This window comes from Paramesorhizobium deserti (genome assembly GCF_001558695.1).
GTDB lineage: Bacteria > Pseudomonadota > Alphaproteobacteria > Rhizobiales > Rhizobiaceae > Paramesorhizobium > Paramesorhizobium deserti.
The window spans coordinates 169,375-183,290 of sequence record NZ_LNTU01000040.1 but is presented as its reverse complement, the minus strand read 5'-3'; the positions used below and the strand labels follow the sequence as shown (position 1 = coordinate 183,290).

At 62.1% G+C, this 13,916-nt stretch carries 16 protein-coding genes; 4 read left to right on the top strand and 12 right to left on the bottom strand.

Annotated elements, in window-relative coordinates:
* Positions 1-26 precede the first annotated feature (26 nt).
* The gene (recQ, locus tag ATN84_RS24880) at positions 27-1,838 is read right to left on the bottom strand and encodes a DNA helicase RecQ (protein ID WP_068885192.1); all 1,812 of its coding nucleotides are present in this window, start codon (positions 1,836-1,838) and stop codon (positions 27-29) included.
* A gap of 119 nt (positions 1,839-1,957) precedes the next feature.
* Positions 1,958-3,091 carry a DJ-1/PfpI family protein gene (locus tag ATN84_RS24875; RefSeq protein WP_068885191.1) on the bottom strand — a complete coding sequence of 378 codons (1,134 nt, stop codon included), beginning with the start codon at positions 3,089-3,091 and terminating at the stop codon, positions 1,958-1,960.
* A 245-nt stretch (positions 3,092-3,336) separates the two neighbouring features.
* Here ATN84_RS24875 and ATN84_RS24870 point away from each other — a divergent pair, with 245 nt between their 5' ends.
* Entirely contained in the window at positions 3,337-3,579 is a 243-nt protein-coding gene (locus ATN84_RS24870; RefSeq protein ID WP_068885190.1) for a type II toxin-antitoxin system Phd/YefM family antitoxin, read from the top strand.
* Positions 3,579-4,010: a type II toxin-antitoxin system VapC family toxin gene (locus tag ATN84_RS24865; RefSeq protein WP_068885189.1), complete on the top strand. Its 432-nt coding sequence runs from the start codon at positions 3,579-3,581 to the stop codon at positions 4,008-4,010. Before ATN84_RS24870 ends, ATN84_RS24865 begins: the two co-directional genes overlap by 1 nt.
* 66 nt (positions 4,011-4,076) lie before the next feature.
* Here the strand turns inward: ATN84_RS24865 and ATN84_RS24860 are convergent, their stop codons facing one another.
* The 10 genes from ATN84_RS24860 to ATN84_RS24820 form a co-directional block, all read right to left on the bottom strand.
* Entirely contained in the window at positions 4,077-4,508 is a 432-nt protein-coding gene (locus tag ATN84_RS24860) for a YybH family protein (protein WP_068885188.1), read from the bottom strand.
* A gap of 221 nt (positions 4,509-4,729) precedes the next feature.
* Positions 4,730-4,945 carry a hypothetical protein gene (locus tag ATN84_RS27130; protein ID WP_153020382.1) on the bottom strand — a complete coding sequence of 72 codons (216 nt, stop codon included), beginning with the start codon at positions 4,943-4,945 and terminating at the stop codon, positions 4,730-4,732.
* Positions 4,946-5,129: 184 nt separating this feature from the next.
* The gene (gene soxA, locus ATN84_RS24855) at positions 5,130-5,909 is read right to left on the bottom strand and encodes a sulfur oxidation c-type cytochrome SoxA (RefSeq protein ID WP_068885187.1); all 780 of its coding nucleotides are present in this window, start codon (positions 5,907-5,909) and stop codon (positions 5,130-5,132) included.
* Positions 5,909-6,232, bottom strand: a complete 324-nt coding sequence (gene soxZ, locus ATN84_RS24850) for a thiosulfate oxidation carrier complex protein SoxZ (RefSeq protein WP_068885186.1) — start codon at positions 6,230-6,232, stop codon at positions 5,909-5,911. The genes soxA and soxZ overlap by 1 nt, the downstream gene beginning before the upstream one ends.
* On the bottom strand, positions 6,229-6,714 hold the full coding sequence (locus ATN84_RS24845; RefSeq protein WP_068885230.1) for a SoxY-related AACIE arm protein: 486 nt from the start codon (positions 6,712-6,714) through the stop codon (positions 6,229-6,231). The genes soxZ and ATN84_RS24845 overlap by 4 nt, the downstream gene beginning before the upstream one ends.
* A gap of 2 nt (positions 6,715-6,716) precedes the next feature.
* A complete protein-coding gene (gene soxX, locus ATN84_RS24840; protein ID WP_425287448.1) occupies positions 6,717-7,166 on the bottom strand; it encodes a sulfur oxidation c-type cytochrome SoxX in 450 nt (149 codons plus the stop codon).
* Positions 7,163-8,425, bottom strand: a complete 1,263-nt coding sequence (locus ATN84_RS24835) for an NAD(P)/FAD-dependent oxidoreductase (protein ID WP_201026443.1) — start codon at positions 8,423-8,425, stop codon at positions 7,163-7,165. Before ATN84_RS24835 ends, soxX begins: the two co-directional genes overlap by 4 nt.
* Positions 8,412-8,750: a c-type cytochrome gene (locus ATN84_RS24830; RefSeq protein WP_244491210.1), complete on the bottom strand. Its 339-nt coding sequence runs from the start codon at positions 8,748-8,750 to the stop codon at positions 8,412-8,414. Before ATN84_RS24830 ends, ATN84_RS24835 begins: the two co-directional genes overlap by 14 nt.
* Entirely contained in the window at positions 8,737-10,908 is a 2,172-nt protein-coding gene (locus ATN84_RS24825; RefSeq protein WP_068885185.1) for a xanthine dehydrogenase family protein molybdopterin-binding subunit, read from the bottom strand. The genes ATN84_RS24830 and ATN84_RS24825 overlap by 14 nt, the downstream gene beginning before the upstream one ends.
* 11 nt (positions 10,909-10,919) lie before the next feature.
* Complete coding sequence (locus ATN84_RS24820; RefSeq protein WP_068885184.1) at positions 10,920-11,390, bottom strand: (2Fe-2S)-binding protein; 471 nt, start codon at positions 11,388-11,390, stop codon at positions 10,920-10,922.
* A 309-nt stretch (positions 11,391-11,699) separates the two neighbouring features.
* Here ATN84_RS24820 and ATN84_RS24815 point away from each other — a divergent pair, with 309 nt between their 5' ends.
* Both ATN84_RS24815 and ATN84_RS24810 read left to right on the top strand, forming a co-directional pair.
* Positions 11,700-12,419 (top strand): response regulator, encoded by a 720-nt coding sequence (locus ATN84_RS24815; RefSeq protein WP_068885183.1) that lies wholly within the window; start codon positions 11,700-11,702, stop codon positions 12,417-12,419.
* Positions 12,416-13,912, top strand: coding sequence for an ATP-binding protein (locus ATN84_RS24810; RefSeq protein ID WP_068885182.1), 1,497 nt, complete (start codon positions 12,416-12,418; stop codon positions 13,910-13,912). The genes ATN84_RS24815 and ATN84_RS24810 overlap by 4 nt, the downstream gene beginning before the upstream one ends.
* The last annotated feature ends 4 nt before the right edge of the window (positions 13,913-13,916 follow it).

The following is a 13,916-nucleotide window of genomic DNA, read 5'->3' as shown; positions in this document are numbered from 1 at the left end:
CTACGGTGTCGCGTTAATCCAAGCGCTTAATCGGGATCGCCATGCGCGGCGATAACGGCGAGAAAAGCGGGGCCATAACGGTCAAGCTTTGTTTCGCCGACACCGGGTACATCTGCCATTTGTGCGCGTGAGGCTGGACGGGCGGCCACCAGTTCCATCAGCGTGCGATCATGGAATATCACATAGGGCGGTAGATTTTGCGTGCGTGCGATCTCCAGCCGTTTTTGGCGCAGTGCCTGGAACAGCGCCTGATCGCGCTCCGGCAGGGACTGCGTCGCCGCCTGCCTGCGCGAGGCCCGGTCACGGGACGATTGCGATTTTGACGGCACGCGCAGCATCAGGGTCTGCTTTTGGCGCAAAAACGTCCTGCCCGTCTCCGAGATCGACAAACCGCCGTGCCCGGAAAAGTCGACGTCGATAAGCCGTCCGGCGACCAGCTGGCGTATGATGGCCCGCCAGGTGCGATTGTCATGCTCGCATCCGATTCCGTAAGTCGAAATCCGGTCGTGGCCAAACTGTCTGATCCGCTCGTTGTCGACACCGAGAAGCACATCCACGATATAGGCCTGCCCGAACCGCTCCCCGGTTCTGTGGATGCAGGACAATATCTTCTGGGCGGCGATCGTCCCATCGAACAGGATTGGTGGCTCCGCGCAGGTGTCGCAATTGCCGCATGGCTCGCATTCATCCCCGAAATAAGACAACAGCACCTGCCGGCGGCAGCTCGCCGTTTCGGCGAGGCCCAGAAGCGTGTCGAGCTTCAGCCGTTCCATGCGCTTGCGCTGGTCGGGCGCTTCGGATTCCTCGATGAAACGGCTGCGCAGGACGATGTCCTCATAGCCGTAGAGCATCATTGCCTCGGCCGGCAGCCCATCGCGCCCCGCGCGTCCCGTCTCTTGATAGTAGGCCTCGATGCTCCCCGGCAGGTCGATATGAGCGACGAACCGCACATCCGGCTTATCGATGCCCATGCCGAAGGCAATGGTCGCTACCATGATGACGGCTTCGTCTTTTTGGAACCGCGCCTGGTTCGCCTCCCGCGCCGTCTTCTCCATGCCGCCATGATAGGGAAGGGCGTCATAGCCGAGGCCGCGCAGCCACTCGGCGGTTTCCTCCGTCTTTCGTTTTGAAAGGCAGTAAACGATACCGCTTTCCCCTTCGTGGTCCTGGAGGAAGCGCTTCAACTGTGCGCGGGGATTGTCCTTCTCCATGATCGCGTAGCGGATGTTGGGGCGGTCGAAACCAGCGATGAAGGCATCGCGCTCGTCGATCTCAAGATGCGACAGGATTTCCGCCCGCGTCGGTGCATCGGCGGTCGCCGTAAGCGCCATGCGCGGTATATCTGGAAAATGCGCGGTCAACGCATCGAGTTGACGATAGGATGGCCTGAAATCGTGCCCCCACTGCGACAGGCAGTGCGCCTCATCGACCGCGATCAGGGAGAGTGGTACGCTATTCAGAAGTTTCAGGACATCCGGTTTCAGCAGGGTCTCGGGCGCGACGTAAAGCAGGTCGAGTGTTCTCGCGGAAATGTCGCGCCACAAATTGCGCCTGTCGTCGCCGGCGAGGTCGGAATTGAGCGCGGCGGCTTTCACACCTGCCTGACGCAGCGCGGAGACCTGATCGGCCATGAGCGCCAGAAGCGGTGAAATGACGACCCCCATGCCGGGCCGCGCGAGAGCCGGAATCTGGTAGCAAAGTGATTTTCCGCCGCCCGTCGGCATCAGGACGAACGCATTGTTACCTGCCATCACATGCGAGACGATCTCCGCCTGCCGGCCACGGAAGGCATCATAGCCATAGATGGTTTTGAGAATGTGAAGCGGATCGGTAATCAAGGAATCACTTTTTTAGAATTTGGACATCCCGCTCATAGCAGACATTGAGGAGAGCCGACCTTCTTTCGCGCGAAATGTGGTCGAGTAATCGCTGGAGAAGGTGGAACTTGGCCCCATGTTCAAGGGTATTCAAGCTGCATCGCGACCACGTTTGTGGTGCGCTCGCCGTAGCGGGCGGCGATCGCCTCCAGTGTCCGGTCAAGCGCATTCAGCGGTGGCTGATCGCGAAAGGTTGAGACGCGATGGTCTTCAGGCCAGTTCGATACCGCCCGGTCGGGGATGACGCGAATGCCGTTGGCCGTCACGATGGCTGACGCCGAAGAGGCGAATGTGATGGCACTGGATCGGTAGGTCCGCGACCAGGCATCAGCGACCAGGGCGAGCGACACCTCGTCCATGCCTGCCTCGACACGGATACCGAGCTCTTCCCGGTTCCAAAAGGCCATTCTGTTGGCCAGCACCGTCGTAGCGAAGGGTCGGGTCAGCTTGAAGGCGGCGCTTGCATGCCGCGCATCCCACTGCTCAAGCCCGAGTTCTCGGGCGATCCCTTCCGCCCTTGCCCGGCCTGCGATCGCTTCGATCAGCGTAAGCATCATCGGTATCGACGCGGTTATGCCCGTCGTCGTCACGACGCTTCCGTCCGAAACCATGCGCCGATCCGCGACGTATTCGATGGTCGGGCTGCGCCTGAGCATTTCGCGCAGATAATACCAGTGGGTGGTTGCGCGCCGACTATCGAGAAGACCCGCCGCACCGACCACCTTGGCGCCGGCACAAACGCCAATGATCTTGGCGCCTTTTTCGGCCTGTGTCATGAGCCAGGCAAGCACGGCCGGATCGTCGTCGCGGCTCATGGCGGGGACGATGACGTAGTCCGCTCCGTCGGGATGCGCGGCGTCGAACTCCGCGATGGTCGTATCTGCCTCCACCTTGAGCGCCGGAAAGAGGAGGATCGGCCCCTCCTCGGTCGCCACCATCACCACATCTGCGACATCGGCACGCCGCAGGATGCCGGTCGGCACCAGATAGTCCGTCGTCTCGGTCGCGTCGTTGATGCCGATCACGGCCACGAGCGGCCGCTCGCGCTTCACAGGCTTGAGCGAAGCGAGCATGGCGTCCATTTCCTCCTGTGGTACCAGTGGTGCCTCGGCGGTGGCGCTGGCGGATGGCAGGCTGAATACCCAGCCACCGAAAGCCGCCAGGGCAAGAATAATGAGGGCGGCACTGCTCCAGATGAAAATGGACTTCGACATGGCTCATCTCTCCTGGTGAGGGAACCAACACGCTTACATTCGGTCAGCCCGATCGGCGCTTCAATGGGCCGCCTGGAATCTAACTGGAATGCACCTTTCATCGCAAGTTCATGACAGCGATTGGCGAAACGCCGGCCGCTTCGGTGTCGCCCCAACGTTGTTTGTATGCGATCCCGGACAGAAACGCTTGTATATGAACCTTGGCTCCTTTATATGACTACTGTAGTCATTATTAGGAGTTCTCCATGAAAGAGATTCAGCTCAGGGACGCCAAGGCAACGCTTTCGGCCGTTGTCGATCAGGCGCTTCGTGGGAGCCCGTCGGTCATCACGCGACATGGCAAGAAGGAAGCGGTCGTCCTTTCGTTCGAGGAGTATGAGAAGCTTACGCATGTTCCGAGCTTCGGCAGATTGCTGGCGTCCTTTCCAGGGGATGAAGCGGATATCCAGTCACGGAGGAACAAGCCGAGCCGTGCTGTCGATCTCTGATGTTCCTGGTCGATACCAACGTCATATCAGCTCTGGCACCATCCAAGCGCCAAAACTTTGATCAGCTTGTGGAGTGGCTGGATCAAGCCAGCGACAAACTGTTCCTGTCTGTCATTTCGGCGGCAGAGGTAGAGTCAGGAATTGCCAAGGCCGAGCGCGAGGGGGCAACGAAGGCACGGCAATTGACAGAGTGGTGGGAAACCATTGAGCATCTCTATGCGGAAAAACTGCTGCCATTTGACCTGCAATGTGCCCATGCCGCCGGTCAGATTCTGGATGACGCCCGAGCCCATCAGCCGGGTTTTGAGGACATCGCCATCGCTGCTACAGCGCGCACACATAATCTGACTGTGCTGACGCGAAATCTCCGACATTTCGAACCTCTCGGGGTCCCGGCAGTCGATCCTTTCGCAGCACTGCCCGGGTTGTAGAAGGGCAGCGGGAGGGACACTCCTCAATTCGCTGCGCCGATTTTCGCGCCGTTTCAGAAGGCGTCGTTACGGGGCGAGGTTCATAAGCACGCTTCCGCTCCTGAAATCGACGGGCAGGGAGATATGCTCGTGGGTGATCCACCAACCACCATCCGACCGCTCACAGCAGACGGTCGATCGGAGCCAGAAGCCTTTCTGCTTCTCGGTCAGATTGGCGTTTCCCATGTCCTGGTGAAGCATGCGCGCGAACGCGGCATTCTCGCTCGCAACAATGTTCAGTTCGCGGGTTTCGAGACCAATGGGGCCTTCGTATTCATTGAACCATCGCAGGAAATTGTTCCGGACGGCATCGGTTCCACTGAAATAAAGCGGGGGTACGACGTCGAAATAGACAATATCAGGTGAATAAAGCGACATAAGCCGGTCAATATCCTTTGCGCGGCATGCCTCGACGCGGCTTTCCAGGACGGCTCTCACCTCGGACTCGGTTGTCGTCATTGCGTCCTCCTTGCTGAAACCATTTCGGCTTCTGTTTCGAGAACGAGCAAGACGGTGGCTCCACCCTCCTGAATCCTTGCTCCGATCGCCAACGTCTGGACAATTGCCGCCGCAGAGCATGCGGGTGCCGTCCGCTCTTCTTCCAAACGTGGCGTCGCTCCTGGAGTTCCAGGACCGGTGCAAGGGAATTCCCGATCCTTACGCGGCCTTTGCGCCGCCGATCAGTTTTGTGCCGTCAAGCCCACAGTACCAATGGTCCGGGCATCTACGATCCTGGCCGTTTCTTCATCCGTTGGCATAAAATCGGCAAACGAGAGCGCGATCATGATTACGGCCATGACACATGCGCCTATCAGAAATTGGGCTGGTAAATTACTGATGGCCGACAAACGATCCGACACGTAGGGCGGATGTTCAGGATTGGGCAAATGACGCATTTTCCAAGCCTCTGCTTTGACAGGATGCGTTACTGATCACGACGACAAGCGCGCTCTGGCCTAAACAGGAAGCGCTTTTGCGCAAGCGCAACGAGAACAATGACATGAAGGACCATAGGCGGAGGTTGTCGCAGGAATTTGCCAGGTGCGATCGAAGTTGTAACCATGTGTATCGCAGGCCGGATTACGGCCGCACCGCCGGCGTCTCGATCGGCAACCCGCTGCCCCGCTCGGTCAGATAGAGCTCGAGATCGACGAGTTCCGGTGCGCCGAAGGCAAAGGGTTCGGCCCTGACCCCGATCATGCAATTGCGCAGACGCCGCTGCAGAGAGCCGACGGCCTGCCACTCCAGCCGGTAAAGCGGATAACCGTTCGGATGCGCCTGCGGAATCGGGGCGCCGCCCAACCGCTTGCCCCAATTGTCGTCGTGACAGGAGGCGCAGGAGAGATCAAGCTGGCCTATGCGGCTCTGGAATAGCCGTCTTCCATTCTCGCGAAAGGGCGCGAGGCGCGGATCGGCAGCAGGCATCACCCGCATGCCACGCGACTGATGCGCCACATAGGTGGTGAGCGCCAGCAGCGCATCCGACTCCGGCGCAAGTGGCTCGGCCCGCTGCCTCGTGGCACGACAGGAATTGATGCGCCCGGCGAGATCGATCGGCCGCCCCGTTGCTTCATCATAGGCAGGGTATCGGGCGGCAACGCCGTGCATCGTCCGGCTGGCGTCGCCATGGCAGCCGGAACAGGCGATTTCCGCCTGGCCTTCCGCCTGCTGCCAGAGTTGCTCGCCCTGCAGTACCCATAGCATACCCGGATTGCTGGTATCGTCGGACTGCAGCGCGCGCGTCTCGGGCGCCATGAAGTCGAAGCCTGATCGTCTGTCCTCGTCCTCGATGCCGTCAGCCGCGGCTATATGGCAGGTGAGCACCACGAAGATGGCCGCAACCCCGCAGAGGATGCGCATCAGGTTACCGTGATATCGGCCGACGCAGTTTGCGTCTTGCCGTCGTCGTCAGTCCAGACGAACTCGATTGTGCCGCTTGTCGTGGCAATGAGCGTGAAGGCGATGAAGGGATTGGCAGATATTGCCGGAAAGAGATCGGCGGAAAACACCTCCTCCCCGTCATAGGTGCAGGCAAAGCGGCGAATGATGTTGCGGGGTATGTTTGTGCCGTTGAGGCCCGTGCGGTACCCGGTCTCCATCGGGTGAGCGGTCATCGCCCTGATCTCGACGATTTCGCCGCGCATGGCCGTCTTCGGCACGCTTATGAGAGCCCTCGCCGTCATGTAAGATCCTCGATACAGGCGGCGAGCGTGACAATCGCGCTCGCCCGGCTCGACCAGAAGCTGCCATCACTCATCTCCGCGACCGCAACGACGGTCTGCGAGGTGGCGAGCCGGATGCGCGTCGAGACCTGGGCACGGCCCGAGCGCGGCCCAAGATGGAAGACAGCGACGTTCGCCTCCGGATTCTTTTCGTTGAAGACGCCAATGCGGCGCACGTGATCGGTCGCCGTCATCGGGCTCTCGGCGGTAACCGTGACGCCGACGGCGTTGCCATTCTCAACGAGGGGCGGCAACTCCAGTCGAACGCGACCGTCCAGCACCTCGGCGCCGCCCGTGAAAATCCGGATCGCCTCTTCGAGGCTGGGCCGCGAGAGCGCTCGGCGCGGCAGGCTTATGACCACCAGGCCGGCAATGCCGGCGGCAAGCAACTGCCGTCGTGGCATCGGACGAAAGTAACCATGAGTTGGCTGTGAACCGCTCATCTTCATCCTTTCAGCGTTACGAGGTAAGCGACGATGTCTTCTATATCGGCGCCTGTCAGGATCGGCTTGCCGCGCCAGGCGGCTGAAACCCGCTGACCCTCCTCGTAGGCAACGCGGTAATAGGAAGGCATGATCGTATTCGGCACGAGCCGCCCCATATCGACCACGCGCAGCCGGATCTGACCTTCCGAAAGCCTTTCCCCGACGCCGGTGAGATCGGGCGCGAGTGTACCGTGCAGATGCGGGTCGGGAAACGGTCCGCTATGGCAAAGTGTGCACAGGCTGCGATGCCGATCCGAAAGCAGCGCCGCGCCACGCTCCGGATCACCTCGTTCGCCGGTTAGAGGCTGCATGATCGCATCACCTTCCACCGCATAGGTCAGTGCCTCCTCGCCGGCAGAAGGCGCGGTCATAAGCACGCCCGCCAGGGTAAGGGCGACCATCCTGCTCATCCGAAGGCCTCGCTGGTGATCGTGCGGAACCAGTCCTCCGCATAGGCGGCCTCCAGTTCGCGAACTTCCGCGGCCGCATCGAGCGGACTTGTGCCGCCAGCACCCTCTATTTCCGCAAGCAGGCCATCGCGCGGCTGATAGACGCCGGCGATCGAGATGCCATAACCGGGCGCGACAAGGCTGTAGCAGGTGTTGATGAGCTTTGGCGGCGTCGGCTCCCTTTCCCGGAGAAGGGCTGCGAGCGCTGCCGCGCAGGCTTTGGCCTGGGCGTTGGCGCTGAAGGCGGATTTCGGCATCGCTCCACCGATCGCCGCGTCGCCAATGACGTGAATGCCAGGCCGCAGGCGCGACTCGAAGGTTACGGGATCGACCGGGCACCAGCCCGTCTGGTCTGCGACGCCGGCCGATTTTGCGATCCTGCCTGCATGTTGAGGCGGAATGACATTGGCGACATCAGCCCTGTAGCTATCAAACTCGGTCACCAGGGTTCTGGTCGCCGGATCAACTTCCGTGACCCTGCCGCCGGAGGATAACGGCACCCATTCGATCAGGCCCGGATAGAGCTCTCGCCAGGCGGCCTCGAACAGCCGCTGTTTCGAGAAGCCGTCTTTGGCGTCGAGAATGATCAGCTTGGAACGCGGCTTGTTGGTCTTGAGGTAATGCGCGATCAGGCTTGCCCGCTCGTACGGACCGGGCGGGCAGCGGAACGGATTGGCCGGTGCCGAGATAACGACTACGCCGCCATCCTCCATTGCCCTAAGCTGATCGCGTAAGAGCAGCGTCTGGGGCCCAGCCTTCCAGGCATGCGGCATGATCTCGGCGGCGGTCGCGTCATAGCCCGGCAGTGCATCGAAGCGCGGATCAATGCCGGGCGCCAGCACCAGCCGGGCATAGTCAATGGTCGATCCGTCGTCGAGGAGAACGCGATGCTGCTCGGCATCAACGGCGGCGACCCGCCCTTGCACGATCTCGATACCATCGAATCCGCCATAGCCGAAGGACTGCGCCTCAATGTTGCGCAACCCGGCCAGGACGGCATTGCTGAACGGACATGCGATATAGTTCGTATTCTGTTCGATGAGCGTGACGGCGAGATCACGATCGATGAGCCTGAGCGCGCGGGCGCAGCTCGCCCCGGCAAAGCCGCCGCCGACCACGACCACACGGGGTGGGGTCCGCGCATGAACATGAGGTGCGGCAAGTGCAATCGTGGCGATACTGGCCGCCGCGCCGCCGATCACGACCCTACGGTTCGGCATGGCGTACTGCCTCCGGCTGCGCGAGCCACTCTGCGATGGCGCGCGTCTCTTCTTCTGAAAAGCCGCTGGCGATGCGATCCATCACCGTTGCGGTGCGTTGACCGCCGCGAAAGGCCCGCATCTGAGCGACTATGTCGGCGGCGGCATGGCCTTCCAGAGAAGGAATCGCCGAGCCGCTCGCCGCCGAGCCGTGGCAGCCCGTGCAGGCAGCCGCGCCGGGCGGCGCATCGGCCCAAGCCGGCGCACCCACCACAAGCACACCCAGAAGGACGGGCATGGAGGCCCAGCCATGCCCGTTCCTCAAGCGCATGTCAGGCCAGATCATGGTTCTTCAACGGCAGCGAGCGGATGCGCTTGCCGGTTGCCGCGAAGATGGCGTTGAGGACGGCTGGAGCCGCAACCGCGATGGTCGGCTCGCCGACCCCGCCCCAGAAGCCGCCCGACGGGATGATGATCGTCTCGACCTCCGGCATGTCGGCCATCCGGACGACTTCATAGCTGTCGAAGTTCTCCTGCTCCATGCGGCCGCCATTCACGGTGCATTCGCCATAGAGGCAGGCGGAGAGGCCGTAGACAAAAGAGCCCTCGACCTGGCGCTCCACCTGCGCAGGGTTGACGACATGCCCGGGATCGGTGGCAGCCACGATGCGATGTATCCTGAGCTGTCCATCAGTGACCGAGACCTCCGCCGCAGCGGCCACATAGCTGCCGAAACCCATGATTTGGGCCAGGCCGCGATGCACGCCAGCCGGTGCCGGCGTGTCCCAGCCGATCCGTTCGGCCACCGCCTCAAGCACCGCGAGATGCTTCGGATGGTTCGCCATCAGCTTTCTGCGGAAAGCGAGCGGGTCGACCCCGGCCGCGTGGGCAAGCTCGTCCACGAAGCACTCCACGTAGATCGCGTTCTGATTGAGGTTCACGCCGCGCCAGAAGCCCGGCGGAATGGGCGGGTTGCGCATGGCATGATCGATGAGGAGGTTCGGGATCGTGTAGCCGAGGTGCCCTTCCGGGCTGTCGGCCGTGAGCCCCTGGAAGACGATCGGATCCATACCGTCTTGCATGCGCTGGGGCATGACGGCGGCAAGGATCGACTGGCCCGAGATGCGCATGTGCAGCGCGGTGAGGTTGCCGTCGGCATCGAGCGCACCGGTGAGCCTGCTCTGCGTGACGGGGTGGTAGCGCCCCTGCAGCATGTCCTCCTCGCGCGACCAGATGAGCTTCACCGGCGTGCCGGGAAATTCCCTGGCGATGCGGACGGCCTGCGTGACGTAATCCTGCATACCGCGCCGGCCGAAGCCACCGCCGAGATGGATCTTGTGAACATTGCACTGAGACACGGGCAGCTCCGCCGCCTCGGCCGCCGCCGCAAGGCTCGCCTCCCCGTTTTGGGTAGGCACCCACACCTCGCACTTCTCCGGCGTGTAGAGCGCGGTAGCGTTCATCGGCTCCATCGTGGCATGGTTCTGGTAGGGGTAGCTGTAGACCGCGCTCACCACTTTCGTGGCGCCAGTGAGCGCCGCCGGTGCGTCACCCTGTTGTGCACCGACGAAGGCGTTGTCCGCCTCGAGGCCCTCTTCCAGAATATGGGCGATCGTCTGACTCGACACGCCGGTGTTGGGACCCTCGTCCCAGACAACCGGCAGTGCGTCGAGCGCCGTCTTCGCCCGCCACCACGTATCGGCGACTACGGCGACCGCCGTCTCGTCGACCTGAACGACCTTTTGCACGCCCGGCATGCTGGCGACAGCTGCGGCATCGAAGCTCGCCACTTTGCCGCCGAAATAGGGACAAGCGCGGACGGCCGCATTGACCATGCCGGGCAACTTGAGATCGACGCCGTAAACCTGGGCGCCGTTCAGCTTGTCAGCCGTGTCGAGCCTCGGCAGTGGTTTGCCGGCGATCGTCCAATCTTTCGGATCCTTGAGCTGGACATCGGTGGGCGGCGTCACCTGAGCGGCGGCGGCAGCCAATTGGCCATAAGAGGCAGTCCGGTTCGATCCAGAATGCGTGACCGTGCCCAGCGTGGCGGCGCACTCACTGGCGGGCACCCCCCATTCGGCGGCGGCGGCGGCGATCAGCATCTCGCGCGCGGTCGCGCCGCCCATGCGCACGTAGTCATGTGATTCTCGAATGCCGCGACTGCCTCCCGTCGAGAAGTTGCCCCACACGCGATCGCGCGCGAGATTCTCAGCCGGCGACGGATATTCCGTTGTGACCTTCGACCAGTCGCAATTCAGCTCCTCGGCGACGAGTTGAGCCAGCCCGGTCAACGTGCCCTGTCCCATTTCGGATCGAGCAATGCGGATCACCACCGTATCGTCGGGCCGGATGACCACCCAGGCATTGAGCTCCGGCTCCATCACGGCGCCTTGAGCAAGTGAAGGCTTGATGAACGGCAGGTGGAAACCGAGAGACAGGCTACCGGCTGTCGAAGCTACGCCGACGATGAAACTCCGGCGGGAAATGGAAATTATCGCATTCATGGCAGTCCTCCTCATCCACGCTGCGTGGTGTCGCCGTCATTTGCGGCCAGCTTGATCGCGGCCCGTACCCGGTTGTAGGTTCCGCAGCGGCAGATATTGGTGATTTCGGCGTTGATATCCTCGTCGGTTGGATTCGGGTTCTGCGAAAGCAGGCCCGCCGCGGCCATGATCATACCGGCCTGGCAATAACCGCATTGCGGCACGTCGAGCGCCAGCCACGCCTTCTGGATCGGATGCGAACTATCCGGTGAAAGCCCCTCGATCGTGGTAATCTGCTGGTCCGGTTCGACCGCGCTCACCGGAAGCACGCATGAGCGCGTGGCGACGCCGTCTATATGGACGGTGCAGGCACCGCAAGCGGCCACACCGCAACCGTATTTCGTACCGGTAAGCCCGATCTGCTCTCGGATCACCCAAAGCAATGGTGTGTCCGGATCGACTTCTACGTCCTGTGGCGTGCCATTGATGGTCAGTCTGGCCATTTGCGTTCCTTTCTGTCAAAGGCTGGCGAGGGTTCCAATCGTCAGACGCCACATGGCGTGACCAGAGGAAATCCCGGCTAGCGACGAGGTCACGCTAAGCATAAGCTGTCGCAGAAGCTTGTCTTGCGACCGGCTGTTCATCACAAGGTGTCGCAGGCGGAGGGTATTGATACAGTTCGTTACACTTCTCACGCTTTGTTGATGGCGGACGAGATTGCCGCTATGGCGCGGACGGTGATCATCTGTATAGACGCAGACTAGATATCGTCGATACTGGCCGATTATTTGGCAACACGTCTGGAGTATTGCATGGAAGCCGCGCAACATATCGCGGTCGTCGACGACCACAGGGACATCCGCGATCTCGTCGATAAATATCTCACCCAGCAGGGCTACCGCGTCAGCGTTGCCGACAGTACGGCGGCGCTGAAACGACTGCTTGAACGCAGCCTTCCCGACCTCATCGTCCTGGATATCATGATGCCAGGCGAAGATGGATTCGCCGCCTGCCGGTATGTGCGCGGAACCGTGGACGTTCCGATCATCTTCCTGACCGCCATGGCGGAAGAGGTGGACCGCATCGTCGGCCTGGAGATCGGGGCCGATGACTACCTGGTCAAGCCGTTCAATCCGCGCGAATTGCTGGCGCGCATCAAGGCAGTGCTCAGGCGCGTCAATAGCCTGCCGCCGCAACGTGGGCGGCTGAAATCCAATGCGCTGCGATTTGATCGCTGGACACTGAATGTTGGCCGCCGTGAACTGGTCGGACCCGACGGGGTGGCAGTGGCGCTCAGCACCGCCGAATTCCGTCTTCTGAGTGCATTTATCGACCACGTCGGAATCGTGCTCAGCCGTGACCAGTTGCTCGATTTGACGGTCGGGCGCACCGCCGATGGCTTCGACCGCGCCATCGACAACCAGGTGAGCCGGCTGCGCAAGAAGATCGAGGCGGACCCGAAGAATCCGATGCTGATCAAAACGCATTGGGGCGGCGGCTACTGCTTCACGTCCGAGGTGGCCCAGGCATGATGCAACTATGGAGCCGCAGCCTGGCGGCACGCTTCCTGATGCTGGTGCTGCTCGCGCTTGCGCTGTCGCAAGCCATCACCTTTCTCGCTTTCTGGGACGAGCGCGGCCAGGCCCTGCATGCGGCAGCGAAGGGAGAATTCGTCAGCCGCACATCCTCGCTTGCGCTGTTGCTGGACACGACGCCGCCTTCGCTTCGGCCCGACATCCTCAACGTCAGCGGCACGGCCTATACACGCTTCTGGACCTCGGGCGACGGGCCGAGCAACCCGTTCGCCTGGCAACAGGAGGCCTTGACGCAGCTTGCCAAGCCGCTGCCCGGTATCGTCGCCGGCAAGTATGCCGCCTACATGAGGGGACAGGCCTCGACCGCGGTCGACGCCGCCGATCCTTCCGTGCCGCCGCGCATGGTGGATCTGTCCGGCAATGGCAGGCCCTTCTCCCGGCCGGCGAAGTTTCTTTATATGGACGCCGCCCCAAACGGCATGGGCCTTTCCGTCCGCCTTGATGACGGCACCTGGCTGAATGCCGCCTATGCCAAGGCAATGCCGAATGCCTTCTGGACAACGCAATCGGCGATTTCGCTGGCGCTCACCGCGCTCATCCTATCGGCGATCGCCATCTTCGGTGCGCGGGCGATTGCCCGGCCGATGCGCCGCCTTGCCAATGCCGCCGAACTGTTTGGCCGCGGCGAAGCGGTGCCGCGCCTGCCTGAATCCGGACCTGATGACATCCGCCAGACCGCCGAGGCGTTCAATCGCATGCAGGAGCGCCTGCAGCGCTTCGTCGAGGATCGCACGCGCATGCTGGCGGCCGTCAGCCATGACCTGCGCACACCGCTGACGTCGCTCCGGCTACGTGCGGAATTCGTCCAGGACCACGACCTCCAGGAAAAGATGCTGAAGACCATCGAGGAAATCCAAATCATGACCGAAGCCGCGCTCGCCTATGCGCGCGAGGATGCCACGGTCGAGACGACGCGGACGGTGGACCTTTCAGCGCTGGTAGGCAGCCTCTGCGACGATCTCGCGGAACTTGGCCAGAACGTTACCGTCAGCGAAGGTCCCAGGGTGCTGTATCGCTGCCGTCCGGACTCGCTGCGCCGAGCGATCCGCAACCTCGTCGAAAACGCAGTCCGCTACGGTGAGCATGCGACTGTGAGCGTGGTCGGCAAGGACGACGGCCTCGACATCGTCGTCGAAGATGTCGGGCCCGGCATCCCGACATCCGCGATGGAGCAGGTCTTCGCGCCTTTCTTCCGGCTGGAGCAGTCGCGCAATCGAGATACCGGGGGCGTCGGGCTTGGCCTGTCCATTGCCCGGACCATCGCCCGTCATCACGGAGGCGACATCATCTTCGAGAACCGGCCCAAAGGCCTTCGGGCGATCATCCGGCTGCCGCTGATCAACATGACAGAGCAGCTTGCCCCAGCACCAACGCCGGTATCCGAAGCCGCGGACCTGCCCGGCCTGAGATCCCGGCCGGTCCAGACTTGAAGCC

Coding starts and splice junctions, on each gene's coding strand:
- ATN84_RS24875 (WP_068885191.1), bottom strand. CDS start 3,091: ATGTCGAAGTCCATTTTCATCTGGAGCAGTGCCGCCCTCATTATTCTT.
- ATN84_RS24870 (WP_068885190.1), top strand. CDS start 3,337: ATGAAAGAGATTCAGCTCAGGGACGCCAAGGCAACGCTTTCGGCCGTT.
- ATN84_RS24865 (WP_068885189.1), top strand. CDS start 3,579: ATGTTCCTGGTCGATACCAACGTCATATCAGCTCTGGCACCATCCAAG.
- ATN84_RS24860 (WP_068885188.1), bottom strand. CDS start 4,508: ATGACGACAACCGAGTCCGAGGTGAGAGCCGTCCTGGAAAGCCGCGTC.
- ATN84_RS27130 (WP_153020382.1), bottom strand. CDS start 4,945: ATGCGTCATTTGCCCAATCCTGAACATCCGCCCTACGTGTCGGATCGT.
- soxA (WP_068885187.1), bottom strand. CDS start 5,909: ATGCGCATCCTCTGCGGGGTTGCGGCCATCTTCGTGGTGCTCACCTGC.
- soxZ (WP_068885186.1), bottom strand. CDS start 6,232: ATGACGGCGAGGGCTCTCATAAGCGTGCCGAAGACGGCCATGCGCGGC.
- ATN84_RS24845 (WP_068885230.1), bottom strand. CDS start 6,714: ATGAGCGGTTCACAGCCAACTCATGGTTACTTTCGTCCGATGCCACGA.
- soxX (WP_425287448.1), bottom strand. CDS start 7,166: ATGAGCAGGATGGTCGCCCTTACCCTGGCGGGCGTGCTTATGACCGCG.
- ATN84_RS24835 (WP_201026443.1), bottom strand. CDS start 8,425: ATGCCGAACCGTAGGGTCGTGATCGGCGGCGCGGCGGCCAGTATCGCC.
- ATN84_RS24830 (WP_244491210.1), bottom strand. CDS start 8,750: ATGATCTGGCCTGACATGCGCTTGAGGAACGGGCATGGCTGGGCCTCC.
- ATN84_RS24825 (WP_068885185.1), bottom strand. CDS start 10,908: ATGAATGCGATAATTTCCATTTCCCGCCGGAGTTTCATCGTCGGCGTA.
- ATN84_RS24820 (WP_068885184.1), bottom strand. CDS start 11,390: ATGGCCAGACTGACCATCAATGGCACGCCACAGGACGTAGAAGTCGAT.
- ATN84_RS24815 (WP_068885183.1), top strand. CDS start 11,700: ATGGAAGCCGCGCAACATATCGCGGTCGTCGACGACCACAGGGACATC.
- ATN84_RS24810 (WP_068885182.1), top strand. CDS start 12,416: ATGATGCAACTATGGAGCCGCAGCCTGGCGGCACGCTTCCTGATGCTG.